24 protein-coding genes are annotated in these 25,943 nt (G+C 42.4%); 5 read left to right on the forward strand and 19 right to left on the reverse strand.

Annotation, left to right across the window (positions count from 1 at the left end):
* Positions 1 to 108: 108 nt before the first annotated feature.
* The 10 genes from galE to SCRDD08_RS06410 all read right to left on the reverse strand — a co-directional run bounded on the left by galE (position 109) and on the right by SCRDD08_RS06410 (position 12,633).
* Positions 109 to 1,110, reverse strand: a complete 1,002-nt coding sequence (gene galE, locus SCRDD08_RS06365) for a UDP-glucose 4-epimerase GalE (protein ID WP_061422899.1) — start codon at positions 1,108 to 1,110, stop codon at positions 109 to 111.
* Positions 1,111 to 1,185: 75 nt separating this feature from the next.
* On the reverse strand, positions 1,186 to 2,670 hold the full coding sequence (galT, locus tag SCRDD08_RS06370) for a UDP-glucose--hexose-1-phosphate uridylyltransferase (RefSeq protein WP_061422900.1): 1,485 nt from the start codon (positions 2,668 to 2,670) through the stop codon (positions 1,186 to 1,188).
* Positions 2,667 to 3,326 carry an HAD family hydrolase gene (locus tag SCRDD08_RS06375; RefSeq protein ID WP_061422901.1) on the reverse strand — a complete coding sequence of 220 codons (660 nt, stop codon included), beginning with the start codon at positions 3,324 to 3,326 and terminating at the stop codon, positions 2,667 to 2,669. The genes galT and SCRDD08_RS06375 overlap by 4 nt, the downstream gene beginning before the upstream one ends.
* Positions 3,327 to 3,337: 11 nt before the next feature.
* Positions 3,338 to 4,516, reverse strand: coding sequence for a galactokinase (locus SCRDD08_RS06380; RefSeq protein WP_061422902.1), 1,179 nt, complete (start codon positions 4,514 to 4,516; stop codon positions 3,338 to 3,340).
* Between the two features lie 176 nt (positions 4,517 to 4,692).
* Positions 4,693 to 5,829 (reverse strand): ABC transporter ATP-binding protein, encoded by a 1,137-nt coding sequence (locus tag SCRDD08_RS06385; protein ID WP_061422903.1) that lies wholly within the window; start codon positions 5,827 to 5,829, stop codon positions 4,693 to 4,695.
* A gap of 21 nt (positions 5,830 to 5,850) precedes the next feature.
* A complete protein-coding gene (gene gtfA, locus SCRDD08_RS06390) occupies positions 5,851 to 7,296 on the reverse strand; it encodes a sucrose phosphorylase (protein WP_061422904.1) in 1,446 nt (481 codons plus the stop codon).
* Positions 7,297 to 7,471: 175 nt separating this feature from the next.
* Positions 7,472 to 8,305 carry a carbohydrate ABC transporter permease gene (locus SCRDD08_RS06395; RefSeq protein WP_002912289.1) on the reverse strand — a complete coding sequence of 278 codons (834 nt, stop codon included), beginning with the start codon at positions 8,303 to 8,305 and terminating at the stop codon, positions 7,472 to 7,474.
* 13 nt (positions 8,306 to 8,318) lie between these two features.
* Positions 8,319 to 9,185 (reverse strand): carbohydrate ABC transporter permease, encoded by an 867-nt coding sequence (locus SCRDD08_RS06400; protein ID WP_061422905.1) that lies wholly within the window; start codon positions 9,183 to 9,185, stop codon positions 8,319 to 8,321.
* 13 nt (positions 9,186 to 9,198) lie between these two features.
* The gene (locus SCRDD08_RS06405) at positions 9,199 to 10,458 is read right to left on the reverse strand and encodes an extracellular solute-binding protein (protein WP_061422906.1); all 1,260 of its coding nucleotides are present in this window, start codon (positions 10,456 to 10,458) and stop codon (positions 9,199 to 9,201) included.
* A gap of 12 nt (positions 10,459 to 10,470) precedes the next feature.
* The gene (locus SCRDD08_RS06410) at positions 10,471 to 12,633 is read right to left on the reverse strand and encodes an alpha-galactosidase (RefSeq protein ID WP_061422907.1); all 2,163 of its coding nucleotides are present in this window, start codon (positions 12,631 to 12,633) and stop codon (positions 10,471 to 10,473) included.
* A 139-nt stretch (positions 12,634 to 12,772) separates the two neighbouring features.
* On the opposite strand from SCRDD08_RS06410, the gene SCRDD08_RS06415 reads away from it, so the two are divergent.
* From SCRDD08_RS06415 to birA, 3 genes are all read left to right on the forward strand, one after another.
* Positions 12,773 to 13,606 (forward strand): AraC family transcriptional regulator, encoded by an 834-nt coding sequence (locus SCRDD08_RS06415; protein ID WP_061422908.1) that lies wholly within the window; start codon positions 12,773 to 12,775, stop codon positions 13,604 to 13,606.
* Between the two features lie 65 nt (positions 13,607 to 13,671).
* Complete coding sequence (locus SCRDD08_RS06420) at positions 13,672 to 14,673, forward strand: LacI family DNA-binding transcriptional regulator (RefSeq protein WP_061422909.1); 1,002 nt, start codon at positions 13,672 to 13,674, stop codon at positions 14,671 to 14,673.
* Positions 14,674 to 14,687: 14 nt separating this feature from the next.
* Complete coding sequence (gene birA / locus SCRDD08_RS06425; protein ID WP_061422910.1) at positions 14,688 to 15,623, forward strand: bifunctional biotin--[acetyl-CoA-carboxylase] ligase/biotin operon repressor BirA; 936 nt, start codon at positions 14,688 to 14,690, stop codon at positions 15,621 to 15,623.
* A gap of 82 nt (positions 15,624 to 15,705) precedes the next feature.
* Here birA and SCRDD08_RS06430 read toward each other — a convergent pair whose 3' ends face one another.
* From SCRDD08_RS06430 to dnaG, 3 genes are all read right to left on the reverse strand, one after another.
* On the reverse strand, positions 15,706 to 16,044 hold the full coding sequence (locus SCRDD08_RS06430) for a metal-sulfur cluster assembly factor (RefSeq protein WP_061422911.1): 339 nt from the start codon (positions 16,042 to 16,044) through the stop codon (positions 15,706 to 15,708).
* Between the two features lie 126 nt (positions 16,045 to 16,170).
* On the reverse strand, positions 16,171 to 17,283 hold the full coding sequence (gene rpoD / locus SCRDD08_RS06435; RefSeq protein ID WP_005590235.1) for an RNA polymerase sigma factor RpoD: 1,113 nt from the start codon (positions 17,281 to 17,283) through the stop codon (positions 16,171 to 16,173).
* Between the two features lie 2 nt (positions 17,284 to 17,285).
* The gene (gene dnaG, locus SCRDD08_RS06440) at positions 17,286 to 19,088 is read right to left on the reverse strand and encodes a DNA primase (protein WP_081104264.1); all 1,803 of its coding nucleotides are present in this window, start codon (positions 19,086 to 19,088) and stop codon (positions 17,286 to 17,288) included.
* A gap of 137 nt (positions 19,089 to 19,225) precedes the next feature.
* On the opposite strand from dnaG, the gene mscL reads away from it, so the two are divergent.
* Positions 19,226 to 19,612 carry a large conductance mechanosensitive channel protein MscL gene (gene mscL / locus SCRDD08_RS06445; protein ID WP_061422913.1) on the forward strand — a complete coding sequence of 129 codons (387 nt, stop codon included), beginning with the start codon at positions 19,226 to 19,228 and terminating at the stop codon, positions 19,610 to 19,612.
* Positions 19,613 to 19,865: 253 nt separating this feature from the next.
* Here mscL and rpsU read toward each other — a convergent pair whose 3' ends face one another.
* The 6 genes from rpsU to SCRDD08_RS06475 all read right to left on the reverse strand — a co-directional run bounded on the left by rpsU (position 19,866) and on the right by SCRDD08_RS06475 (position 24,334).
* Positions 19,866 to 20,042 carry a 30S ribosomal protein S21 gene (rpsU, locus tag SCRDD08_RS06450; RefSeq protein WP_000048054.1) on the reverse strand — a complete coding sequence of 59 codons (177 nt, stop codon included), beginning with the start codon at positions 20,040 to 20,042 and terminating at the stop codon, positions 19,866 to 19,868.
* Positions 20,043 to 20,209: 167 nt separating this feature from the next.
* Entirely contained in the window at positions 20,210 to 20,917 is a 708-nt protein-coding gene (locus tag SCRDD08_RS06455) for a DUF4956 domain-containing protein (protein ID WP_061422914.1), read from the reverse strand.
* 11 nt (positions 20,918 to 20,928) lie between these two features.
* Positions 20,929 to 21,660 (reverse strand): polyphosphate polymerase domain-containing protein, encoded by a 732-nt coding sequence (locus SCRDD08_RS06460; RefSeq protein ID WP_061422915.1) that lies wholly within the window; start codon positions 21,658 to 21,660, stop codon positions 20,929 to 20,931.
* Positions 21,661 to 21,961: 301 nt separating this feature from the next.
* Positions 21,962 to 23,473, reverse strand: coding sequence for a M56 family metallopeptidase (locus tag SCRDD08_RS06465; protein WP_061422916.1), 1,512 nt, complete (start codon positions 23,471 to 23,473; stop codon positions 21,962 to 21,964).
* 15 nt (positions 23,474 to 23,488) lie between these two features.
* Positions 23,489 to 23,866 (reverse strand): BlaI/MecI/CopY family transcriptional regulator, encoded by a 378-nt coding sequence (locus tag SCRDD08_RS06470; protein ID WP_005592027.1) that lies wholly within the window; start codon positions 23,864 to 23,866, stop codon positions 23,489 to 23,491.
* A 111-nt stretch (positions 23,867 to 23,977) separates the two neighbouring features.
* Positions 23,978 to 24,334 (reverse strand): DUF1304 domain-containing protein, encoded by a 357-nt coding sequence (locus SCRDD08_RS06475; protein ID WP_061422917.1) that lies wholly within the window; start codon positions 24,332 to 24,334, stop codon positions 23,978 to 23,980.
* A 193-nt stretch (positions 24,335 to 24,527) separates the two neighbouring features.
* Between SCRDD08_RS06475 and SCRDD08_RS06480 the strand changes: the two genes are divergently transcribed.
* Entirely contained in the window at positions 24,528 to 25,844 is a 1,317-nt protein-coding gene (locus SCRDD08_RS06480; protein WP_061422918.1) for an FAD-containing oxidoreductase, read from the forward strand.
* Positions 25,845 to 25,943: the final 99 nt, after the last annotated feature.

The following is a 25,943-nucleotide window of genomic DNA, read 5'->3' on the forward strand; positions in this document are numbered from 1 at the left end:
AACAAATTAAATCTAAGAAAAAGAACTTCTAACACTCCAAAGAGACACCTTGCTATTCCTAACAAGGTGTCTCTGTCAATATTGCAAAAAAATATGAAACTACACTGATTACTGGCGATCATCGTAGCCATTTGGATGACTGGAATGCCATTTCCAAGCAGTTTCGATAATGGTTTCGATATTGTCAAATTTCGGCTGCCAACCTAGAATATTTCTTGCCTTCTCAGAGGAAGCAATCAGCGTATCTGGATCCCCTGGACGTCGCTCTGCTATTTCCAAAGGAATAGGATGGCCGGTCACCTTGCGTGCTGCTTCTACAATCTGCAGGTTGGAAAAACCAGTCGAAGAGCCAAGGTTAAAGGCATCTGAAGGCTGTCCTGCACGCAGATGCTCAACAGCCAGAATGTGGGCATCAGCCAAGTCGAAAGGATGGACATAATCGCGGACATTGGTGCCGTCTGGAGTATCGTAATCGTCGCCAAAGACGGCAATCTTCTCTCGTTTACCCTGAGCTACCTGAAGCACAATGGGCAGGAGATGGGTCTCTGGTCCATGATCCTCGCCAATCGATCCGTCGGGCTTGGCACCAGCCACATTGAAATAACGCAGGGCTACAAACTTAATGCCATAAGCCTGGTCTGCCCAGCGCATAATGGTCTCCATCATAAGCTTGCTCTCACCATAAGGATTAATCGGCTTTTGCGGAGTCGTTTCCAGAATCGGAACTTCCTCAGGAATGCCATAAGTTGCCGCAGTCGAAGAAAAGACAATGTTTTTAATGCCGCATTCCTGCATGACCTCCAAAAGAGAAACCATGCCGGCTGTGTTATTGTCAAAATACTTGAGTGGATCTACCATAGACTCAGCAACCAGTGAAAAGGCAGCAAAGTGAATGACTGCATCGATAGATGGATGCTTGGCAAAAACGCCACGCATAAAGTCCTTATCCGCCAAATCCCCCTCATAAAAGACTGCCTGAGGATGAACCGCTGCGCGATGACCAGTCACCAAATTATCAACGACGACTACCTCTTCCTTGCCTGCTTCTACCAAACGGTCTACCATGTACGAGCCGATATAGCCAGCTCCACCTAATACTAAAATTGCCATGTTTCTCTCTTTCTTGTCTTGATTTTTATTTAACTATTCTATCAAAAATAGGGACAAATGAAAACTCTCCTGCAATTATTCCTCTTTCAAACCAACAGATTGGACAAAGCGCATGAAAGCCACCTTGCCCTCCTCAGTTCGCTTGTAAACTCCCGCATCTTCCAGTACTCGGCTGAAAATCTGTCCAACCGAGGCCTGAACTACTCCTTCCACCGTCTCAGAGGAAACATCTGGATTCTGGTCTTTGAGTTGATTGGCCCACTCCTGATGATAGGCAGCGACCCGACAGTCTTCTCCCAGCAGAAAAAGCTCAACTTGTTTGAGTTCTTCCTTGAGCCGAGGCGGCAGAATAGCCAGTCCCATAACCTCAATCAGGCCGATATTTTCTTTCTTAATATGCTGCACATCCCTATGAGGATGGTAAATGCCATCTGGATATTCTGAGGAAGTTTGATTGTCCCGCAAGACCAAGTCTAGCTCAAAACATCCATCTTTTCTGCGGGAAATCGGTGTGATGGTATGGTGAGGCTCACCCTCAGACTCTGCCAAAATCTGCACACTAGGATCAGAATAAGTCCGCCAAACTTGCAAGATCTTGTCAGCCAACTCAATCAACAATTGCTTTTTCTCAGACCTTAGACGAATGACTGACATAGGCCACTTGACAATGCCTGCCTCCACCTCTTCAAATCCGCTAAAAGTAAAGCTGCAATCCAGCTCTGCTATTTCCATAGGGAAGGTATGACGTCCGCCCTGATAGTGGTCGTGGGTCAGGATGGAGCCACCAACAATAGGTAGGTCGGCGTTAGAACCTGCGAAATAGCCTGGAAAGGACTCAACGATGTCCAGCAGGCGCTCAAAGGTCAGCCGGCTAATGGCCATAGGAAGGTGCTGGCTGTGCAGAAAGATGCAATGCTCATTAAAGTAGGCATAAGGCGAATACTGGAAGCCCCATTCCTGTCCGGCTAAATCGAATCGAATAATCCGATGGTTAGCGCGGGCAGGGTGATCCAAGCGGCCTTGGTAGCCTTCATTTTCCATGCAAAGCTGGCAGGCTGGATAATTACTATTCTTGGCCTTTTTAGCTGCCGCAATTTCTTTGGGATCCTTTTCTGGCTTAGAGAGATTAATGGTGATTTCCAAATCTCCGTATTCAGTCGGTGTTTTGAAAGCAATATTTTTAGCAATGGCCTTGAGTTTGATGTAGTCGTTCTTTTTACTAAGCTGGTAAAAATCAGCCACAGCTTGCTCAGGATTGGAGCCATAAGTCGTCCAAAAGTCCCGATTGAGCTGACTAGGGGCTGGTGTGATGAAGTTCATAAGCTCAGCACCAAGGATTTCACGCGCAGTCTGACTATCCTCAATCGTCTCTAATCTAACTGCCTCCTCAACCAGCTGGTCCTTGAGGTCAATCAAGTCATCCAACTCAGTCTCAACTTCTAAAACACCATCTCCCACTCGTGCCAAAACACGATTGGTCAGGTAGATTCGATCCATTTCCTCAAATGAACTTTCAGAAATGACTTCTGTGATAAATGCATCTAGAACTCCCTGACTCATTGATTCTCCTTCTTACATTCTAAATAGTCTCTGACAGCGTCTAAATCCTGAAAAACTTGTTCTGTTTTATTTAAGAAAGACTGCGCTGGCATTTTTAAGTCTGGAATACAAATAACTGGTATCCCAGCCCTATACGCTGCCTCAATCCCTGCTTCACTATCCTCTAGTACTAAGCAATTCTCTGGTAAAACGTTCAAATCTCTACAAGCCTTTAAAAATATATCAGGGTAAGGTTTGCTTCTCTTTACATCTTTTGCAAAAACTAGATGGTCAAATAGGGACAATATATCATTGCTATCCAAGATCATTCTCGCTCGAGATTCAATACTTGAAGTTGCTAAGGCGATTGGAATACCTTCTCTTTGCAAAAAAGCAAGCAAATTTTTAGCACCTTTTTTTAAATTTACACCTTTGGCTAATATTCGAGCTTCCAGTTCATAAACTTTTTCCAAGGTTTGGTCAAAGTTCCAAGGTAAATCATAGGTATCCAAAAATCGTTGAACATTCTCCTCTTCCCTATGTCCACTGTATTCTCTAGAATATGTTTCTTCCGTGAAAGGAATTCCAAAATCTTCAAGCAATTCTTGATAAACTTTTAGAGAAATGATCTCAGTATCAGCTAATAAGCCATCTAAATCAAATATTACAGCGTCCATTTACTTCTCTCCTAGTCTAAAACGCGAGTGCCACCTGCAACTTCAGCGATATAGAAGCTTGGAGCGTATCCAACGACTTCCTCGTAGTGCTTGCCAACAGCTTCCTTAAAGGCCTCAACGGCATCTTTTTGCACCAAGGAAATGGCACAGCCACCGAAGCCAGCTCCGGTCATACGTGCCCCCAGAACGCCTTCTTGCTCCCAGGCCGTGTGAACCAAGGTGTCCAGCTCTAGACCAGTCACTTCATAGTCATGTTCCAAAGAAACGTGGGATGCATTCATGAGACGGCCGAATTTGTCAAGATTGCCTGCCTGCAAAGCTGTCCGCGCTTGCAAAGTGCGTTGATTTTCTAAAACAGCATGGCGAGCCCGTTTGAGACGATTTTCGTCCTCAATCAGATAGCTATACTCGTCAAAGGACCACTCGTCCAACTCACCCAAGGTAGCGATAGACAGCTTGCGGTTCAATTCTTCAACAGCTTTTTCACACTCCGCCCGACGCTCATTGTACTTAGAGTCCGCCAACTCACGACGCTTGTTGGTATTCATAATCACTACGACATTGTCCTTGAGATCAAGCGGCACCAAATCATACTCAAGAGTATTGGTATCTAAGTAAATAGCCCGCTGGTCAGCTCCCATTCCGATAGCAAACTGGTCCATAATGCCAGAATTAACTCCGATAAACTCATTCTCAGTCAATTTACCGATTTTCACTAGATCCAGTCGTTCCAACTGCAAGTCAAAAAGCTTCTCAGCAATGATACCCGTCAAAAGCTCTAGTGATGCAGAAGAAGACAAGCCCGATCCGTTAGGAATATTTCCATAAACATAGACATCCATACCTCGGTCAATCGTATGGCCTGCCTCCTGCAGAAAATGCAGAACTCCTTTCGGATAGTTGGTCCAGTTATGCTCAGGCTCAAAGTGTAGGTTTTCCAGCGACATTTCAATAATCCCTTTTTCTTCAAAATTCCCTGAGAAGAATCGTAAGAGCTGGTCGTCCCGCTTGCGAGCCGCTCCATAAGTTCCAAGAGAAATGGCTGCAGGAAAGACATGGCCACCGTTATAGTCCGTATGCTCACCAATCAGATTGATCCGACCGGGTGAAAAGAAAGTGTGGTCCGCTTCTACTCCAAAAACCTTGGCAAAATCTGCGCGGATTTGCTCTACTGAAATGACATTTGACATAAACTAAACTCCTTTAAAATGATGATCGATATTGTAATCGTTTTCTTAATTTCATTATAACTGTTTCTGAGTAAAACTTCAATAAATTTAGTAAAATTTTTACTAATTTCATAGATAGATTTTTTGTAATAATCCAAACAGTAATCTGTCTGGATTATTTTATAAGGAGCAATAGCTTAGAAAATATTGTCTTCAGTCTCAACATCAAAGTAATGCGCCTTATTTAGATCGAAGCCTAGTTTGATACTACTTCCGGTATTCATATGATCGCGTGCATCAACTTTGGCAACAAATTCACTGCCACCAACCGCACAGTAGAGATGGGACTCCGCTCCAAGCAACTCAGAAACAGAAATCTTCGCAGTTAGAACTGACTCAGGGAAGGTCTCCAGAAAGGCTGGTTCCATGTTGATATCTTCCGGACGAATACCCAGAATAACTTTCTTGCCTTGATAGCCTTTTTCTTTGAGGCCCTTAAGGCTGCCTTCTGGTACCTTGAGGCTAAAGTCACCGTTCAGTCCGACCAGGCGATCGCCTTCTACACTTACTTCGAAGAAGTTCATAGCTGGGCTACCAATGAAGCCAGCAACAAACTTATTTGCCGGATGTTTGTAGACTTCCTGCGGCGTACCAATCTGCTCCACCCGTCCAATCGTTCCAGTCCCAGCAGGGTTCTTGGTCGCTGACATGATAACGATACGATCCGCCAAGGTCATAGCTTCAGTCTGGTCGTGGGTAACATAGATAGTTGTTGCACCGATACGGCGGTGAATCTTGGCAATCTCCGCCCGCATAGAAACACGTAGCTTAGCATCCAAGTTAGACAAAGGCTCATCCATAAGGAAAACCTTTGCATCACGAACGATAGCGCGTCCCATTGCTACCCGCTGACGCTGACCACCAGACAAGTCGGCTGGCTTGCGCTGCAAGAATTCCTTCAAGCCCAGGATTTCTGCTGCTTCATTGACCCGTTTTTCAATATCTTCCTTGCTGTACTTGCGCAGCTTGAGACCAAAAGCCATGTTGTCGTAGACAGTCATGTGCGGATAAAGGGCATAGTTCTGGAAGACCATAGCGATGTCACGGTCTTTTGGTGCCACATCATTAACCACTGTACCGTCAATAGAAGCAGTTTCTTCTGTGATGTCTTCAAGACCCGCAATCATACGCAGCGTAGTTGATTTCCCGCAACCAGATGGACCGACAAAGACGATAAATTCCTTGTCCTTGATATCTAAATTGAAGTCTTCCACTGAGTAGTGGTCGCTGTTGGGATATTTTTTATAGATATTTTTCAGATTTAATTCTACCATTCTTCTTCTCTTTTCTTATCTCTATTCAAAAGTGATAGCTTGGCCATTTTCACTCGCGCTATATGTCAATTCTTTGAGGTTAATAACTACTTGAGCAGTGACTGACTTATCTGCATTGCTACGGACAATCCGGAGGCTATTTTCATCCAATAGATTCACTTCAATAGTGCCATCTAGGTCAAAGGCAGCAGACTGGTTGCGGTAACTGAAAAGCTTGAGCAAGGCTTGCACAACTGGACGCTTGACTTCTTCAGCAATCTCCTCATTACTGTAATAATGACGGTTGATATTGCGGCCTTCCTTAGTGTTTTCTAGCAGTTCAAGGTCATTTTTCCCAGCTAAGAAACCAACATAATAGACCTGTGGAATCCCTGGAGCAAAAGCCTGAATCAGACGACTAATGAAGTACTTCTTGTCGTCATCGCCCAGGGCTGAGTAGTAAGTCGAGTTAATCTGGTAAATGTCCAGATTATTGTACTCAGCTGAGGAATACTTACGCTTGACATTGGCCCCGACCTTATATAGTTCATTGGTCGCAAAGTCAATTTCTTCATCAGTCAGAATATCCTTAACATCAACAACCCCAATACCATCGTGAGTGTCCAGTGTTGTGAATTGCTTCATAGGACTCATTTCAAGCCACTTGACTAGACGCTCTGCTTTACCACTGTATAGAGAATAAAGAGTTACCATCGGCAGTGCAAAATCATAGACAAAGTAGCCATGCTCTGCAATCTTGAACTGGATAGAATAATGCTCATGAATTTCTGGTAAAATATCCGTCCCAAACTCAGCCGCTTGCTGCTGGACTTTTTCTAATAGATCCCAGATTTCTGGCTCAACAAAGAAATCATTGGTATCTAACTTTTTGACTGCATAGGCAAATGCATCTAAACGAATCAGATCACAGCCATGCTCTGACAGTTGACGCAATGTTTTCTTGATGAAATCATTAGTTACCTGACTGCGAACATCTAGATCAATCTGCTCTTCACCAAAGGTGTTCCACAGATACTCGGTGCTTCCATCTGCAAAGACGATTTCCTGCTTAGGTGCCCGATCCTTACGCTTATAAATCAAATCAACATCAGCTTGCGTCGGACGATTTTCTGGCCAAAACTTATCCCAGCTGAGAAAGAGGTCACGATACTCACTCTGATCCTTCTTTTCCTGAAAATCCTTATAATACTTGGATTGACGTGAGATGTGGTTGATCATAAAGTCAAACATGAGATAATATTTCTCGCCCAGCTTTTCTACATCCTCCCAGTCACCAAAGGCTGGATCAACCTCTTCATAGTCTACTGGGGCAAACCCCCGGTCACCAGTTGATGGGAAGAAAGGAAGCAAATGCACTCCTCCAACCGCATCCCCAAAATGCTTTTCTAAATTGTCATATAAATCTTTTAAATTCTCCCCCAGGCTGTCTGAGTAAGTAATCAGCATGGTCTTATTTTGAATAGCCATAGTTTTCTCCTCTAAAATCTTGTCTTATATACTCTTTCCCGTGCGCTGAATAGAACACGCCCTAAGCTCTGTGCGAAAAAGATGAATCTTCCACAGCCGTTACTAATTCAGTAGTTTACGGATGTGGTTGCCTTTGTATGCACTGTGAGCTTTTTACGGTCTTTGTATCTTGAGCTTACTTCACTGCCCCATTGCTCATTCCAGCAATAATATTGCGCTGGAAGATGAGATAGACGATAGTAATGGTAATAATCCCAACAACATAAGAAGCAAAGCTCGGTCCATAATCATTAAAGTATTGACCTGTGTAGTTATATTGGAAGAGTGGCAGAGTCCACATCTTGGAATCTTTATTGAGTACCAAGAGAGGAAGCATGAAGTCATTCCAGAACCAGAGGGCATTGATAATCATGGTTGTCGCATGCATGGGTTTCATCATAGGAAAGATAATCTTGAAATAGGTTGTAAACTTTCCAGCACCGTCAATTTCTGCTGCTTCATCCAGACTGTCTGGAATGGAAATCTTAATGTAGCCTACATAGAGAAAGAGAGTCTGTGGAACAGCGTAAGCCAGATAGAGGATAATTAATCCCCAAGTGTTAGCTAGTCCTAGCTTACTCATCATAACTGTAATAGGAATCATGATAACTTGAAAAGGAACGAAAATCCCTAAAATCAAAAGTGTATACATAATACCAAAAGCTTTTCTCTTAGACATATTACGAGCGATAGAGTAAGCAGCCATGGGAATAAAAATCATGACAACAGCCAAAGATAGAACCGTGATTACAATTGAATTCCAATAATAGCCTCCGATACCATCAGCCAAAAGGCGTTGGAAATTTTCTAAAGTCGGTTGAGTCGGAAATCCGAAAAAATTATTAACGATGTCTTTGGTAGACTTAAAGGAACTAAATATTGTTGCTAAGAGTGGAATTAAAATGATAATAGATCCCAGTGTTAGCAAGATATATTTACTGAAATTAGCTTTTCTTTCTGCATTTTTCATCGGGCTTCTCCTCTTAGATTTCAAATTTCTTAGATACTCTCAACTGGACAATAGAAATAACCGCAATCAAGAGAAACAAGATAACAGCAATGGCATTGGCATAACCAAATTGATTGCTCTTAAAAGCATAGTTATATACCAGAAGTCCTAGAGAGGTGGTCGCATTATTCGGACCGCCGCCTGTCATGGCAAAGACTTGGTCAAATGCTGTCAAACCACCTTTTAGAGCCAAGATAAAGACCATGGAAACGCTTGGTAGAAGATAAGGAAGTTCTACCTTCCAAAAGATTTGTTTGCTGCTAGCTCCATCAATTCGAGCTGCTTCTGTAATCTCAGTCGGGATAGACTGAAGGCCAGCTAAGAAGATGATAATAGGCATGGCTACCCCTTGCCAAAGCAAGACGAAGATTGCTGCAAAGATTGCACCGCCATTCGTTCCTAGAAGGCTGGTTTTAAGAAATTCAATTCCTAAGGAATTCCCTATAGCTGGCAATCCGTAGTTGAATAGTTGCTTAAAGATGAGAGCCACAGTCAATCCAGATAGGACAGCTGGGAAGAAAAACCAAGCTCGGAAGAAAGTCTTCCCCTTTATCTTCGAGTTGAGAGCTCGGGCTATCCAGATTCCCAGCATAATCTCACCAACTACCATACAGATAGTAATGATAAATGTAAAGCCCATCGCGTTCATAAACTTAGGGTCGCTCATGAGGAGCATAAAGTTATTGAGTCCAACAAACTTATAATTATAGGTCAAACCAGTCCAGTTTGTCAGGCTGTAGAAGGCACCTTGAAACATGGGCACATAGAAGAATACAGCCTGTAGTACAAGGGGAACAAGGACAAAGAGCCAGCCCCAATATTTCTCAATCAATTTTTTCATAGTAGATCTACTCCTACTCTACGTCTGCTTTCATCGGATTGAAGAAGGCATTTAGTGCTTTCGTCATATCCTCTTTGTTTCCAGTTGTAATATAGTTCCCAGTCAAGGTATAAAAATCACTTTCACTGGTCCAGTCTTGAGCTAGCCAAACGAGATGTCGGTCTGTAAATGCTAATTCAGCAAGACCAGCTAGCGGTGCATCTGAACCTGCTTCCTTGACACCTTCAATAGCTGTTGGTGAGCCGTCCACATCATAATATTTCTGCATAACTTCTGGACGTGACATATATTCAACAAAATCATTGGCTTCTTTCTTGTGCTTACTACTTGACGAGATAGACCAAGCTAGGTCTCCTGCTCCAATGGTCAAGCTTTGTCCTTTTTGCTTTCCAGGAAAAGGGAAAGTTCCAACATTAAACTTAGGATCTTGCGCATTGATTGCTGTGATAGCCCAAGAACCATTTGGAGTCATCAGGGCATCGCCTCTAGCAAAGGCACCGACAACATCAGTATAGCCTGCTCCCTGCCAGTTGGTCTGCATTGCCCCTTTTTTGCGGAATAAATCTAACAGCCTGAAATCATCTTTAAGCACTGAATCTGAAGACTTGATGGCATTTGGCTTGGAAAAACGTAGGTAATCATTCGCTTCCTTACCACCTCCTGTAGAAGTGGCAAGAGCTAACTGATGATAACCATTCAAGGTCCAAGTATCTGCTCCTGCAATGGCAAAAGGTGTTTCCCCTTTTGCTATAATCTTATCAACTAATTCCTCAAATTCCTCCCAAGTCTCTGGAACTTTCAATCCCAGTTCTTTAAATTTATCTTTGTTGTAATAGATACCATAAGCATTAGCAGTATAAGGGATATTGTAAATCTTTCCATCTATCGCATATTTATCTGCGTAATGATTCTTAACTCGCTTAATATAGTCTTTGTCAGATAAATCTTCAAAGTACCCAGCCTTAGCCCATTCTTGCAATTCAATAGACTGGGGAAAGATATTGACAACATCAGGAACATCTCCAGCCAGAACGCGAGTTTTGAGTACTTCCCCAGCGTTAGGGACATTCACCACTTTCACATGCACATTCGGATTTTCTTTTTCAAAGTCTTTTGCAATCTCACGAAGGGTATCAACCATTTCACCCTTCTGATTGAAATACTCAATCGTTACCTTACCATCTGCCGATTCCCCTTGGCTGCTGCAAGCTGACAGCCCCAAAAGGGACAGTCCTGTAATAGCAGCTAAGCTCATCTTTTTATACCATTTCATGGTCTAGCCTCCTTATTTTTTAATAAAATGCAACTGTCTGCTAAGATAATCTCCTTGCGGAAGATTCATAGTGATACCAGCATACATGAGTTCTGCACCTGAGTAAACTGCGCCATTTCCCTGCAGCTCATAAAGCCCTTCTTCCTCTAAGTCTTTTAGTTTCAAGGTTGTTTCCATCGTTTCCACAACTGATAAGACTCGGACGTAGGTTACAATCGTTTGATCTTCATAGTTAAATTGAACTGCTGCTTCATTGGAGCCAACATCTGGATTGATTAGCCTATACTGACGCCCTAACTGGACCACTGGCCGTAATTCTTTATACAACTTCACCTGGTCAGCAATCGCAGCTTTCTCTTCATCTGATAGACTAGTCAAATCAAGCTCATACCCCAGATTTCCCATCATAGCTACATGACCACGAGTTGCCAGCGGAGTAATTCGTCCCATCTGATGATTAGGCACTGCCGACACATGGGCACCCATTGAAATAGTCGGATAAAGATAAGAAGACCCATATTGGATTGGCAAACGAGCTATGGCGTCGGTATTGTCACTAGCCCAGACTTGAGGGAAATACCTCATCATACCAAGATCATTTCGTCCACCACCACCTGAGCAGGACTCAAATAAAATATTCTCATATTTCTCTGTCAAATATTTTACAATTTCATAAAGCCCCAAGATATACTTATGCGACTGCATTTTGGTCTCCAGATAGTTAGTGCCATTCCCAAGATTGGTAATATTACGATTCATATCCCATTTTATGTAGTCAATATCGTGCTGACTTAACAGCTGATCCAGTGTTTCTTTGATATAGGCTACCACATCTGGATTAGCATAATCCAATACGAGTTGATTTCGAGAGTAGGTATGATCCCGATCAGGCACTTGAATAGCCCAGTCTGGATGTGCCTGATAAAGCTGACTGTCTACGGAAATCATTTCTGGCTCAACCCATAAACCAAATTGCAATCCTCTGCTATGAACTTCTGCTATGAGCTCCGTCAAACTGCCGCCTAGCTTATCTTCATTGACAAACCAGTCGCCCAGAGCCCGATTGTCATCAAATCGGTTGCCAAACCAGCCATCATCAAGAACAAAGAGCTCAATACCAACTTTCTGTGCCTCATCTGCTAACTCTAGCAACTTCTCTTTTTTGAAATCAAAGTAAGTTGCTTCCCAGTTATTGATTAAAATTGGCCGCTCTCGCTTCGCAAAAGCTTTAGGAATGATATGCTCTTGAACAAAAGCTTGGCTCTCATGACTAAGACCAGTCAAACCCTGAGCCGAATAATTCAACAGAGCAACAGGACTATAGAAAGTCTGCCCTGCTTCCAGTTTCCAAGCAAAGTTATCCTCATTGATACCAATACCTAGCCGAACTTCATTCAACTGATTTTGCTGAATCCAAGCTTCAAAGTTTCCGCTATAAAGGAGCTGAATTGCCCAAACTTGACCAGCCTCTTCCGTCGTTTCACTATCACAAAGGATAAGGCTCGGAGTCTGCGCGTGACCAGAAGCTCCTCGGTTGGAAGCTATTTTGAAAATTCCTTGTTCTAGCTTGTGACGACGAACTGTTTTCTCCCTAGCATAAGCTCCCTGTAAACTAATCACATCATAAGTCCCTGCCGGCAAATCAGCCATTAAGCTCAAGTTCTTATGTATGATTGCTGTCTCTCTACCGATATTTTCCAGCTTAGTAAAGGTTGCAATGGTATTGCTATCTTCAAAAGCTGTGTAATAGAGAGTGAGGCGTAAGTGAGCAACTGTATCCTCTAAAATAAAGGCCAGTGTTTCTGCATCTTCTGTACTGTGAGGGCTAGGCAGTCCTGGAACTTCCAAACCTCCCTTAATCAGCTGACTCTCAACAAACCGAAAATCTGTTACTTCATTATTAGCATGTTGGACTTGCAGAGAAGGTTGCCGAAAGTCTCCTAAACCATGCTGACCCAAAACCTGCCGCTGGGTATCTAAGCTAAAACTTCGCTCATTCGATCTCGGATTACCAGAAAAAGCATGATCTCGCTCAAATACTGTATTGGAAAAATGATAGGATTCGATTTTTCTGCCTAAGTGTTTAAGCAAAAGGTAGCCATCCCTTTCCTCAATGATAAGACTGGAATTTTTTGTATTGATGTAGAATAGATGTTTGTCTATTTTGATTGTCATTTTTGAACCTCCATATTTACTAATATTTTACCTTTTGAAAACGCTCCCTAAAATAGAATTATGTTAGGAAAATATGGTAAAATGTTAGGTAACAATAAAAATTACAATATCATTTCTAAAGTATGGAGATGTAAAAAGTATGCTTATATTTTCAGAATACCAGACGGGAACAATTGATTTATTATTAGACTTTTACGGCTATGAGGATTGCCAGCCAAACTATTCTTTCGGGCCTGCTATTCGTGACGGATTCGTCCTTCATTTTATTACAAAAGGCAAAGGAGTCTTTCACTATAAAGGGGAACAAATTTTCCTGAAAGCTGGAGATTTATTCCTACTAAAACCAAACGAACTAACTTACTATAAGGCAGATTCTGAAGATCCTTGGTCCTATTATTGGCTCGGAATTAGTGGAACAAAGGTTTCGGATTATTTTAACTTATCAGAAATTGGCAAAACAGGTTTTCTAAGAAATTCAAGTACTACTCCTACTGATAGTTTAGGAAAGTTTATTATAGATATTATTCAAGAGGCTGAACATTCCCAATCTACCATGCTAAGTCATTTACAACTTCTCGCCATGCTCTATGAACTACTATTTAAATTGGGGAAGCTCGCACCAAACCAACAGCTCCTAAAACAACAAAATTCCACTTATCAGTTGTATTTAGATACTAAACGTATTCTAGAAACTCGCTATCCACTTGAACAACTGAGCATCCAAGGTATTGCTAATGAACTAAATGTCAATCGCAGCTATTTGACAACCATTTTTAAAGAATACAATGGACTCTCTCCCAAAGAGTATCTGCATTATATACGTATGCATCGAGGAAAACAACTTCTAGAAACTACTACTCAACCAATTAAATTTATTGCCTATTCGGTTGGTTTTTCTGACCCGCTTTATTTTTCAAAAACTTTCAAAAAATATTTCAACTGTTCACCAAGCCAAATGCGAAATATTTACTAAATTCCTCTTTGTTATTTACTTGTTTTTGAGGTATAATAGCCCATATAAGACAATAGGAGAAAAAAATGGCTACGATTAAGGATATTGCCCAAGCTGCTGGGGTCTCTCCCGCTACGGTCTCTCGCGTACTCAACTACGACCCAGCCATGTCGGTCAGTGATGGCACTCGTAAAAAGATTTTTGACATCGCTGAGCAGCTGAACTATAAAAAATCAAGAAAAACCAAGCCAAATAAGACTCAGGCCTACCGAATCGGGCTCATCGAATGGTACACTGAGCAGGAAGAGCTCGATGACCTTTACTACTACTCCATTCGTTTGGGCATTGAAAAAAAAGCTCAAGAATTGGGCTATGAGACTCTCCGAGTCTTTCAAAATGATTCTCTTGAGCAATTGAAAGACATTGATGGCTTGATTGCCATCGGCAAATTCAGTCCAGCTCAAATCCAGCAGCTGGAGAAATACAGCAACCACTTAGTTTTTGTCGACAGTGATACACTTAATGCAGGCCACAGCTGTGTGACGATTGATTTTGAGAATGCTGTACAGAAGGTTCTTGAGCACTTCATGAACGCTGGTTTTGACCAGATCGGCATGATTGCTGGGCAGGAAAGAACCTCTGACCAGGCTAGCCTCATCAGCGACCCTCGTTTGGCAAGCTTTCAGCAATATCTATCTGATAAAGGAATCTTCCAAGCTGACTTGGTTAAGGTAGGCAGCTTTTCTTCGGAATCAGGCTATCAGATGATGACAGAGATTATCAATGAACACAAAGACCAGCTCCCGCCCGCCTTCTTCATCTCTAGCGATGCTTTAGCAATTGGTGCCTTGCGGGCTTTGCAAGAACACGGAATCCAAGTTCCCCAAGATGTCAGCATTATTTCATTTAATGATACGTCTATTGCTAAGTACATCTATCCCAGTCTCAGTACGGTCACCGTTTTTACAGAAGAAATGGGCAAGCAGGCTCTGCACATTCTGAATCAAATTTTAACATCCGAAGAGGACTCCATTCCCTATATGGTCAAACTTTCTACCAAGCTGACCATTCGAGAAAGCAGTATTTAACAGAGAAAGAATGAATGAAAACCTACGAACAATTATTTACCATTCTCAGCCAAGCTGACGATTATGTCAATGGAGAAAGTCTAGCTCAGACATTAGGCATTTCCAGAACCTCCATTTGGAAGGCCATTCAACGCTTGGAAAAAGAAGGAATCCAGATTGATTCCGTTAAAAATCGGGGCTATAAGCTCAAAGCAGGGGATTTACTAATCCCAGAAATCATTGAAAAGGAGGCACCCATCAAGGTTTCCTTCAACCCCAACTGCCAATCTACTCAGATAGATGCCAAAGCAGGTCTGGAAGCGGGCGGCGAAGCAAATACCCTCTATCTAGCTGCTGCTCAATCAACCGGACGCGGTCGCTTCGGCCGAAACTTTTTCTCTCCAAAACAAGGCGGCTTTTACATGTCCCTCCATCTCAAGCCCGACCTGGCTTTCGATCAAATTCCCGCCTATACTCTCCTAACAGCTGGAGCCATCTATCAGGCTGTAAAAAATCTAACCCTGATTGATATAGATATCAAGTGGGTCAACGATATTTACTATAAGGATAAAAAAATCGCAGGTATTTTAACCGAGGCCATTACTTCAGTCGAGACAGGCTTAGTCACAGACATTATTATCGGGGTCGGGTTTAACTTTTGCATTAATGATTTTCCAGAAGAATTGCAATCTAAGGCTGGATCACTCTTTACAGAGCGAGCTCCTATCAGCAGAAATGAGCTGATTGCTGAAATCTGGAGATGTTTCTACGAAAGCGATCCCCAAGACTTGCTCTATCTTTATAAAAAGCACTCTCTAGTCCTAGGTCGCCAAGTGAGCTTCCAGCAAAATAATCAAACCTATAGGGGAATCGCTAGCGATATCTCGGACAGCGGCCAACTTCTAGTCCAGTTGGAGAACGGCCAAAATATCTGGCTCAACAGCGGGGAAATTTCACTGACTAGCTGGTAGTTTGTATAAAATTGCATTCAAAAAGCACTTGATTTTCATTTCAAGTGCTTTTCTGTATAGTCTTTCTTCCAGTGTGATGTCGCTATTTAATCCCTAATGCAATCCGAGCATAACGACTCATCTTTTCCACTGTCCAAGCGGGGTACCAAACCAACTTAACATCAGTCTTGGTAACCTCTGGAACATCTGACATGGCATCATAGATCTGGTCAGTCAGAAGATCCGCCAGCGGGCATCCCATGGTTGTTAGGGTCATATCGATTTCCGTTTCCCCAGTGCTCTTGTCAAAACGGATTTCATAAATCAAGCCGAGATTGACAATATCAATTCCCAGCTCTGGGTCAATGACCTGCTCCAAGCTCTCCAAAATACGCGTTTTAATCTTTTCAACTTCTTCAGGGCTGTATTTTTTTTCTGACATGCAATATCCTCCTTATAGATATAGCAGAAAGTTCAAGTTAGCTCGAGGGGGTCTTTGTTTTCAGCAAGGATCGCCGACTTGACACTTCCTACTGAAAGATTTCTGCCCCTTCTTGCTTTTCAGTTCTTAATCTTCGATAAAGTCTCTGAGTGGTTTACTGCGGCTTGGGTGGCGAAGTTTACGCAGTGCCTTGGCTTCAATCTGGCGGATCCGTTCGCGGGTGACATTGAAGACCTTGCCGACATCTTCCAGCGTCCGCATTTTTCCATCGTCCAGACCAAAGCGCAGACGCAAGACGTTTTCCTCTCGGTCTGTCAGCGTATCCAAGACCTCATCCAACTGCTCACGAAGAACGACACGAGTCGTGTAATCGACTGGATTTTCAATCACTTCGTCTTCGATAAAGTCTCCCAGATGACTGTCATCTTCCTCACCGATAGGGGTCTCCAGAGAAACCGGCTCTTGAGCAATCTTGAGAATTTCACGAACCTTGTCCGGCGTCATATCCATGCGCTCAGCAATTTGCTCTGGTGTTGGGTCTTGACCTAATTCCTGCAAGAGATTACGTTGCTCACGGACTAGCTTGTTAATGGTTTCCACCATGTGAACTGGAATCCGAATAGTCCGAGCTTGGTCAGCAATCGCACGGGTAATGGCCTGACGAATCCACCAAGTCGCATAAGTTGAAAACTTAAATCCCTTGGTGTAATCAAACTTATCAACGGCCTTCATCAGCCCCATATTTCCTTCTTGAATCAAGTCAAGGAACTGCATACCACGGCCGACATAGCGCTTGGCAATGGAAACAACTAGACGAAGGTTGGCCTCAGCCAGACGCTGCTTGGCTTCCAAGTCTCCCTGCTCCACCAAGATAGCCAGTTCCTGCTCTTCTTCATTGCTAAGAAGGGGCACAACCCCGATTTCTTTCAAATACATACGGACTGGGTCATTGACCTTGGCTGAATTGCTACCCAAGAGCTCTTCATCGGTCAGTTCTACTTCTTCCTCTTCAGTATTCAAGACACGCGCGCTGGGATTTCCTTCCTTATCCGTGATAGAAATGCCCGCATCCTGAATGCGTTGCAGCAAATCCTCAATCCCATCAGCGTCCAAAGTGAAAGGAATGACCAGCTGGTCATTGATTTCATCGTCTGTCGCTACACCTGTCTGCTTGTGATTGCGGATGAATTCTGCAATTTGAACGTCTAATGTTGTTACTTCTTTTTGTTTTGTAGCCATACCTACTCCATTCTTCTTTTTTGTGCGATTAAGCGCTCCACTTCTAATATAGCGGCATTCTCATCTCCAGTATGCAAAGCTTCTCGAATCTTTTTGCTAATCAGCTGATTATTCTTACGAAGCAATTCACGTTCCCTAGTTAACTCAACTTCTGCTAACTCTCCGTCTTCCATCTCCTCTGGCAAATCTTCCTCCAACATCCGATACCAAAGTTGCTGGACTCTTTCCGGTAAGCTGGATAAATCCTGCGAGGTCACTTCACCATTGACTAGTAAAAGCTCGTATAACTCCTGCAGTTCCGCCGTATCAAAGGCAAAATCTGTGCGAAGCCGATAGCTATTTAAAACCAGAGGATTGTGTACCATACGATAAAGGATATGGATTTCTGCCTTTATCAACCGTGATAGCTGTTTAGACAACGGAAGATCTACCAGTACAGGTCTTCTTAGAGATTCTGACTGCTGTCCGCTTCGACTACTTCGTTCAGCCAAACGGCTATTATTAACCGTGTTCTCTACCTGCTGGTAATCAAAATCCGGCAGCAACTCAGCCAACATATAAATATAGGAATTCTGAGCTGTAATAGACTGCGTCTGAGCAATAATTGGCGCCATTCGCTCCACAAATTCAATCTGAGCCTGCAAATTTTCAATATTATCTGGTTTGAGATAGCGTAAAAGGAACTCTACATCACTAATTCGCGTTTTAGTCAAAAATTGTCGCAACTCCTCGGCAGAATTTTTAGCGATAAATTCGTCTGGATCCATATTGTCAGGAAAGGACACAATCTCTACCGACATATCCCGTAGCTCTTCTAAAGCCTTGGCTGTCGCAGCCTGACCAGCCCTGTCTCCATCATAAGTCAGAATAATTTTCTTGCAATACTTACGCAGATGCTGGACATGCTCAGGCGTCAGAGCTGTTCCCATCGACGCGACTGCATTTTCAACTCCAGCCCGATAAGCCGCAATCACATCCATAAAGCCCTCCATCAGATAGACTTCGTGGCTCTTCTTGATAACCGGCTTGGCCTTATCCAGATGATAAAGCTCATAGCTTTTATTAAAAATAGGGGTGCTACGACTATTCTTATACTTGGCAGTCTGTGAACCAGCCTCCGAATCTTGCCAGATCCGACCAGAAAAGGCGATAACCTGACCCTTGTCGTTGGTCAAAGGGAACATAATCCGGTTCTGAAAAGCATCATAGACCAGATTATTCTCTGCCAGATTAAAGAGGCCTGAGTTCATAATGGTGTTTTCATCAAACTTGCCAGCCATGCTCTGATGCAGGTAATTGCCCTCACTGGGAGCCAGACCGATTTGAAAATGCTTAATGACTTCATCCGTCAGCCCACGATTGTAGAGATAAGCGCGTGCGTCTTCTCCTATCTTGGTCGTCATCAGGACTGCATGGTAAAACTTAGCTGCCTCTGTATGAATATCATAGAGCGCCTGATGCGGATGAGTCTGCCTCGATCGATCTGCGCTCGCTCTCTCCATACCTAAGGAAATGCCCGATCTGTCTGCGACAATCTGAACAGCATCCATAAAGGATACGCCTCGGTAGTCCTCAATGAACTTGAAAACATCCCCCGACTTGCCACAGCCAAAACAGTGATAAAACTGCTTATCCTCTACAACGTTGAAGGAAGGCGTCTTTTCACCATGAAAGGGGCAAAGTCCCAGAAAGTTTCTGCCAGCCTTGGTTAAGGCTACCGTTTCTCCTATGACATCGACGATATTGACACTATTTTTTATTTCAGAAATCATTTCTTTATCCAATAGACAATACCTCCAATTCATCACAGAATATCACTCTATATTTTATAATAATTTGACGCAAATGTAAAACATTTGATAGGCAAATAACTTGAAATAATTGCTTCTTTAAGCTATAATATAATCTCAAATATTAAATTATTTTTTGAAAGGAAAAGAAAATGTTAAAGGATCTTAAAGAATTTTTGCTACGCGGTAACGTAATTGACTTGGCAGTCGGGGTTATCATTGCGAATGCTTTCGGAGCAATCGTCAACTCATTGATTACTGACGTTATCACTCCCCTCTTCCTCAACCCAATTTTGAAAGCTGCACAATTAGAGCAAATTTCTCAATTGAAATGGAACGGAGTAGCTTATGGTAACTTCTTGAGCGCCGTGATTAACTTCTTGGTAGTCGGTACTGTTCTCTTCTTCATCGTGAAGTCTGCTGAAAAAGCACAAAGCCTTGCTAAAAAGAACGAAGAAACTGCTGAAGAAGCACCAGCTGGACCAACAGAACTTGAAGTTCTGCAAGAAATCAAGAGCTTGCTTGAAAAACAAAACTAATATCCAAACAGAGGCTGGGACAAAAGTCCTAGCCTCTTAATTGTCTTTGGATTGTCGAGCAAGACGCAGTGGTTGAGTGGGCTCTACTACGCTGATTTCATCAACTTCTACAGCCCTACTCAACTGTGCGGAGGTGGGACGACGAAATCGAATTCTAACGAATTACCGATTTCTGTCCCACTCTCTGTTTTATTATACGCTTTCCATTCAAAAGAAAAAAACAGCCAAATCGGCTGCTTCCTCATTCTATTGATTAGAATTTTTTACGTTTACGAGCTGCTTCTGATTTACGTTTACGTTTTACAGAAGGTTTTTCATAGAATTCACGTTTGCGTGTTTCTTGAAGAGTACCAGCTTTAGTAACCGCACGTTTGAAACGACGAAGAGCATCGTCAAGAGATTCATTCTTACGTACTACTGTTTTTGACATTTTTTTCACTCCCTTCAAGTCCAAAATCTATATAATGATACCATACATAGAAAGTCGTGTCAAGTATTTTATGTCATTCGTATGTGTCTGGATTTTTGAGGTTTGAGAAACCATATTGCAAACGGAAATACTAAGATATAAGCTTTGCCTAACTTTTGGGATGCAGGTCATTCAAAACGACTGTTTTTTACCTCACAAAGTCTTTCGTTTTTTGCTTCTTTCGAGAGGGAAATATTCTTAATCTTTTCATAGCGTAAGAAACGTTGGATGAGACGTTGGTCGCTTACATCTGGTTTCAAATCAACCACATAGTCCAATTTGATAAACTTATTGTCAACTGACTGGACCGAGGTCAACTCAAAGCTTTCGCAGGCTGTTTCAAAGATTGCTTCCAAAAGAACTTCATAGTCTAATTCAGCAGGAATCTGAATTTGAACATAATGTCTGGTTTGGCTGACCGAACTAAAGCTCATCTTTTCAAATAGCAACCAAAAGAAGGAAATGAGGAGCGTGAAAAAAACTCCTAGAGCTAAGAAACCCATTCCTATCGTGATCCCAATCGCTGTCGCCATGAAGATGGCCAAAAGTTCTTTGGATCCTCCTGCGGCTGATCGGAAACGAATCAAACTGAATGTTCCTGCTACAGCGACACTGGTTCCCAGATTTCCATTTACCAAGAAAATGATAATGGAGATAATGGCTGGCAAGAGAGACAGTGTGATGACAAACTCCTTGGTGTAAATAGTTTGGTGCTTATAGACCTTGGCCAAAATGATTCCCAAAATTAAGCCTGTCACGAGGGAGGCTATTAGGGCTAAAGGGTTGACCTTGATTTCAGCCGAAGAATAGATACTGTTAAATAGTTGTGTAATCATTGTCTCTCTCCTTAAACCTTGGCGGCTTGGGGAATCAATTCTTTAGATTTTAGGTAGGCTTTCCCGTATTTTGAGAAGGACTGATCTTCAAGGCCGTATTTATTCAAGATAGCAGACATCCACTCAGGATATTCCCCTGGAACCTTGATTTCCATAATCACCATATCGTCTTCCAAGAGAGGATAGCCGTGGCGTCCTGAAGTCAAGTCTACATCATAATCACGGAAGCGGATATTGGAATCAACCGTCACACGAACTTTTTTGTCCTCTGAGCCTTTCATCGAGTAACGGTCATAGCTAATCACCATTTTCGGTTTTAAGCCTGCATAACGCTCCTGCAACAGCTCCACTTCTGTCTTGACCCGCTCATCAGAAATAGTCTGGTCTGCAAGTCCTTTCTCAATATAATTAACGACCGAAGTAAGATTTGAAACTAGTCGATACTTGAAGCCAACGTCCTCCGACTTTTTCTTGATTTCCAAAAATACCTGACTATCCTTTGTTGGCTCCGCTGCATAAGTCCGCATCCGTAACTTTTCACGACCACCTCTTCTAGCAATCGAATCTTGGATCATTTGAAAATCATCATTGTCAAAATAGACATTTGAAATGGTCGAAGTTGCGTAATCATCTGGAATGAGGTAAGCATGCATTTCAGCTTCTAAGCGAGCCAAGGTCGCACGCTCTAAGATGTATTTTGTTTCAACACGTTGGAAGTTCGTTTGGATTTGTTTTTGTTTCATTTGTATTCTCCTTTTATTCTACAAATGTAGTTTTTGGTTTTAAAAGAAAGAGAGCCCTTGCTCTACTACTCTCATACTTTCCGGACAGTATTTTAAAAGCTTCATTCTACATTTGTAGTTTACGCTTAAATTCTACACTTGTAGTTTTAAAAAGTCAAGAGGAAAATTACTAAAATTTAAAAAAACTTTAAAATTAACCTCAATTTATAAGTTGAAGACTGGATTCTACCAAAAATAAAGATAAAGAAATTCTACCAATCGCTGCTTCTATCAAGAAACTTTGATTGGTAGAATCTTTTATCTAATCGTCATCATCATCGTCGTCATCGTCTTTGTCTTTGTCATCATCACGATCTTTATCCTTACTCTTTGAGGAGCTAGTTTGAGAAGGAGGTTGGACAGGTGCTGTACTAGTGTTTGTATTTGAATTTGTCACAGTATTGGTCGCAGGAGGCGGAGAGCTAACACTTCCCGTCTGACCCGCATTCCCATTCCCACTTCCACTATCAGCTGGAGTCGCTGCAGAAGACGATGATGGCGGAACTTCTTTTTCAACTGTTACTGTCCTTTCGACAATGGTATTCTGCTTGGATTGGACGACTTTTCCAGTCTTGGCATTGACAAGCATCTCATGAGCCGTCTGTCCATGTGAAAAGAGAATCTTATAATTGCCTTTCTCACGTAAAATCTGCACATCCTTAACGTCCTTTTCAGCCAAAGAAAGTTCTTTCAAAACTGTTTCTAAGGCCTGACGCGGACTAAGTCCTTCCGTTTTCTTAGACTCTAAGACAAGTTTACTATCTTGTGCGACAGGATTTTCTAAGGCAAAGACCGAGCTAGTCAAGAGCAAAAGTAGAGGAACTACTACTACAAAAGAAGCAGACAGAAACTTTTTCGGCAGGCGGCTGTCCATGATACCAATAATCCGTCGCTTAAGATTAAACTTATCAGAGTAAAAACAAGTTGTCAAAGCAATCGGAGTCTTCTTACTACGGTCAATCATTGTCAGAATGGTTTCACCATAAAAAGTTCGATAAGCTGTATCTTTTCTACTCAAAACATCGTAGTCGCAGTACATTTCTCCTGCTTCCTGAGTTTCCCGACAAGCAAAACGAACCACTGGATTAAACCAATGCAGGCTCTTGGCGAAAATTGCAAAAAGATTAATCAAGACATCATAGTGCTGATAATGGGTCAACTCATGCTGGAAAATCAGCTGCAGCTCCTCCTCCGTATAGTCCAGCTCCGGTAGCACAATCAAAACATCCCTGAAACCGAGCAACATTGGACTCTGTGTCATAGGGTAGTGAAGCAGGCGAATCTTGCTTTTAATGCCCATCTTTTCTTTGATCAAATGCAACTGGAACAAAGTCTCTTCGTCCTCAACCTCTGTCCCCCAACGTTGCAACATCTTTTTGAAACGGATATAAGAATAGGCATATTTGCCTAGATTAAATGCACAACCAAGCAGCCAAATGGTAAAGAATATTTCAAACCAAGGTAGACCTAGAAAAGCCTCCCAGAGATTGGCCTGGCTAGCTTTTTCAGCTACTTGAGAAACAGCTTGCCCTCCACTTGTCTGGCCAGCTCTAACAGCTGTCTGAATAGTCGCCCCAGTACTCAGCCGAATCAAACCAGAGCCAAACTGAGGACGGAATGGGAATAAAAAACTCAGCAAGATTAAAAACCAGATAACATACTTGACCTTGACTGAAATCTTGGTCTTGAGGGCTACAAAAAGAAGGCTCAAAAACAGAACCAAGATCGAGGTTGAGAAACTGGTTAAGAGGAAAGACAAAAGGAACTGTTTCATGGATACTACCTCATCTTACTCTTTCTGATTCAGTAAATTACGCAGCTCATCCAGTTCATTTTCTGAAAAAGAATTAGATGAAAAGAGAGTCTTGACAAAGCCTCCCATGGAATGTCCGCTATAGCGCTTCAAAAAGTCTGACGTCTCTACTTCTAAATATTCCTCTTCCGAAATCAAGGCCGTATACTGCCTTTCACGTCCCTTGCGAACACTTTCTAAAAAGCCCTTTTCCGTCAAGCGAGCTAAGACTGTCAACAAAGTCTGAGGCTTCCAATGGTTATCTTCACCCAGCTTTTCCATGATTTGAGCAGAGGTCGTTGGATTTGGCAGGTGCCAAATAATCTTTAAAATGGCAAATTCACCATCTGGTAAACGTTTAATTGAATGATTCATTACATTTCCATCCTTTCTAAAGTCTTCTTCTGATTTTATTCTACACATGTCTAATAAAAAAGTCAATCATTGTGTAAAAAAAGAGCTGGGAATCACTATTTCCCGCTCTTTCTAGAAAAATAAACTCAACAAAGTCAACATTGCTAGTCCGCCCTGCTTGAACAAAATTTTCGGATCGCTAGTCACTGCACCGTAAGCAGCTACCAAGATGATATAAACCATAAAAATCCCCAGCCAAACTGGACTAGGCTGCACAAAAGCCGCAATCAAGACCAAAACAGCTATCAGCCCGTTGTAAACTCCTTGGTTTTTGAAAAGTGTATTGACCGACTGCTGCTCCAACTCCTCTTGAGGCATACCAAAGACCCGTGCTGTCGTAGCTGAGGTCGTTGCGATGGTCTCCAGGTACATAATATAGAAAAATTCCAAGGCAACCAAGCTTGCCAAAATCAGTGTAAAAACAGACATTTTCTTCTCCTTATAGTAATTTATGATGAAAAAAAGTATAACATATAGCAAGAAAAAGCGCTAAAATTTAGTTCCAATAAAATGGACAAAGTCTATTAAAATGTTTTATGATACCTTTTTAAAATAGGCGTAGCAGAAATGAGCATTTTCTGATCAGACGTGATACAATCTTTTTGAAAAATGGAGGTAAATTATGTTAACCTATGATTTAATTGTCATCGGCTTTGGTAAGGCCGGTAAAACATTGGCAGCCAAAATGGCGGCCCAAGGAAAAAAAGTTGCTTTGATTGAGCGAAGCAAGGCTATGTACGGGGGAACCTGTATCAATATCGCCTGCATCCCAACCAAGACCCTGCTCGTCGCAGCTGAAAAAGGTCTGGCTTTTGACCAAGTAATGGCTGAGAAGAATGCTGTAATCAGCCGTCTCAACGGGAAGAACTACGCAGCAATCAGTGGCGCTGGTGTCGTCATCATCGATGCGGAAGCTCATTTCCTTTCAAACAAAGTCATCGAAATCACAGCTGGCGATGAGAAAGAGGAATTGACGGCTGAAACTATTGTTATCAATACCGGTGCCGTTTCCAATGTCCTGCCAATTCCAGGACTGACTGAAACCGAGCATGTCTATGACTCAACTGGCATCCAAAATTTGAAGGAACTTCCTAAACGTTTAGGAGTTCTGGGTGGCGGTAACATCGGCCTAGAATTTGCTGGACTCTACAACAAATTAGGCAGTCAAGTAACTGTACTGGATGCTGCACCTGTCTTTCTCCCTCGAGTAGAGCCTTCTATCGCTGCTCTGGCTAAGCAATATATGGAAGAAGACGGAATCCAGCTCCTGCAAAATGTGCAAACCAAGCAAATTAAAAATGATGGTGATGAAGTTGTGGTTGTGACAGAAGATGGAGAATTCCGCTTTGACGCTCTGCTCTATGCTACTGGTCGCAAGCCTAATGTTGAACCACTGAAGTTGGAAAATACAGATATCGAGCTGACAGAGCGCGGAGCTATCAAGGTTGATAAACACTTGGAAACATCTGTACCTGGTGTATTTGCAGCGGGCGATGTCAATGGCGGTCTGCAGTTTACTTATATCTCATTGGATGACTTCCGTATCCTTTATAGCTATCTGGCTGGCGACGGCAGCTACACACTGGAAGATCGTAAGAACGTCCCTACCAGCATGTTCATCACACCGCCTTTGGCTCAAATCGGATTGACTGAAAAGGAAGCCCAAGATCAAGGATTGCCGATTGCAGTTAAGGAGATTCCAGTCGCAGCTATGCCTCGCGGACATGTCAATGCTGACTTACGCGGTGCCTTCAAAGCTGTTGTCAACACCGAAACCAAGGAAATCGTCGGAGCAACAATCTTCTCAGCAGGGGCTCAGGAAATTATCAATATCCTAACTGTAGCCATGGATAATAAGATTCCTTATACCTACTTGAGCAAGCAAATCTTCACTCATCCGACTTTGGCTGAAAACCTCAATGATTTATTTGCTATCTAATTTAAAGCCCCTAATGGGGCTTTTACAATCCCTACAAAAATTTAACTACATTTCAACCTCTTTTTGTGGTACAATAATGCTAGTTTATTTTAAAAAGAT

The sequence above is a fragment of the Streptococcus cristatus genome, assembly GCF_001578775.1.
GTDB lineage: Bacteria > Bacillota > Bacilli > Lactobacillales > Streptococcaceae > Streptococcus > Streptococcus cristatus_A.

Coding starts and splice junctions, on each gene's coding strand:
- gtfA (WP_061422904.1), bottom strand. CDS start 7,296: ATGGCTATTCAAAATAAGACCATGCTGATTACTTACTCAGACAGCCTG.
- SCRDD08_RS06470 (WP_005592027.1), bottom strand. CDS start 23,866: ATGAATCATTCAATTAAACGTTTACCAGATGGTGAATTTGCCATTTTA.
- SCRDD08_RS06465 (WP_061422916.1), bottom strand. CDS start 23,473: ATGAAACAGTTCCTTTTGTCTTTCCTCTTAACCAGTTTCTCAACCTCG.
- SCRDD08_RS06415 (WP_061422908.1), top strand. CDS start 12,773: ATGCTTATATTTTCAGAATACCAGACGGGAACAATTGATTTATTATTA.
- SCRDD08_RS06400 (WP_061422905.1), bottom strand. CDS start 9,185: ATGAAAAAATTGATTGAGAAATATTGGGGCTGGCTCTTTGTCCTTGTT.
- SCRDD08_RS06480 (WP_061422918.1), top strand. CDS start 24,528: ATGTTAACCTATGATTTAATTGTCATCGGCTTTGGTAAGGCCGGTAAA.
- SCRDD08_RS06475 (WP_061422917.1), bottom strand. CDS start 24,334: ATGTCTGTTTTTACACTGATTTTGGCAAGCTTGGTTGCCTTGGAATTT.
- SCRDD08_RS06375 (WP_061422901.1), bottom strand. CDS start 3,326: ATGGACGCTGTAATATTTGATTTAGATGGCTTATTAGCTGATACTGAG.
- galE (WP_061422899.1), bottom strand. CDS start 1,110: ATGGCAATTTTAGTATTAGGTGGAGCTGGCTATATCGGCTCGTACATG.
- SCRDD08_RS06455 (WP_061422914.1), bottom strand. CDS start 20,917: ATGATTACACAACTATTTAACAGTATCTATTCTTCGGCTGAAATCAAG.
- SCRDD08_RS06410 (WP_061422907.1), bottom strand. CDS start 12,633: ATGACAATCAAAATAGACAAACATCTATTCTACATCAATACAAAAAAT.
- mscL (WP_061422913.1), top strand. CDS start 19,226: ATGTTAAAGGATCTTAAAGAATTTTTGCTACGCGGTAACGTAATTGAC.
- rpsU (WP_000048054.1), bottom strand. CDS start 20,042: ATGTCAAAAACAGTAGTACGTAAGAATGAATCTCTTGACGATGCTCTT.
- dnaG (WP_081104264.1), bottom strand. CDS start 19,088: ATGAATTGGAGGTATTGTCTATTGGATAAAGAAATGATTTCTGAAATA.
- birA (WP_061422910.1), top strand. CDS start 14,688: ATGAAAACCTACGAACAATTATTTACCATTCTCAGCCAAGCTGACGAT.
- SCRDD08_RS06385 (WP_061422903.1), bottom strand. CDS start 5,829: ATGGTAGAATTAAATCTGAAAAATATCTATAAAAAATATCCCAACAGC.
- SCRDD08_RS06405 (WP_061422906.1), bottom strand. CDS start 10,458: ATGAAATGGTATAAAAAGATGAGCTTAGCTGCTATTACAGGACTGTCC.
- SCRDD08_RS06380 (WP_061422902.1), bottom strand. CDS start 4,516: ATGTCAAATGTCATTTCAGTAGAGCAAATCCGCGCAGATTTTGCCAAG.
- SCRDD08_RS06460 (WP_061422915.1), bottom strand. CDS start 21,660: ATGAAACAAAAACAAATCCAAACGAACTTCCAACGTGTTGAAACAAAA.
- rpoD (WP_005590235.1), bottom strand. CDS start 17,283: ATGGCTACAAAACAAAAAGAAGTAACAACATTAGACGTTCAAATTGCA.
- SCRDD08_RS06395 (WP_002912289.1), bottom strand. CDS start 8,305: ATGAAAAATGCAGAAAGAAAAGCTAATTTCAGTAAATATATCTTGCTA.
- galT (WP_061422900.1), bottom strand. CDS start 2,670: ATGAGTCAGGGAGTTCTAGATGCATTTATCACAGAAGTCATTTCTGAA.
- SCRDD08_RS06420 (WP_061422909.1), top strand. CDS start 13,672: ATGGCTACGATTAAGGATATTGCCCAAGCTGCTGGGGTCTCTCCCGCT.
- SCRDD08_RS06430 (WP_061422911.1), bottom strand. CDS start 16,044: ATGTCAGAAAAAAAATACAGCCCTGAAGAAGTTGAAAAGATTAAAACG.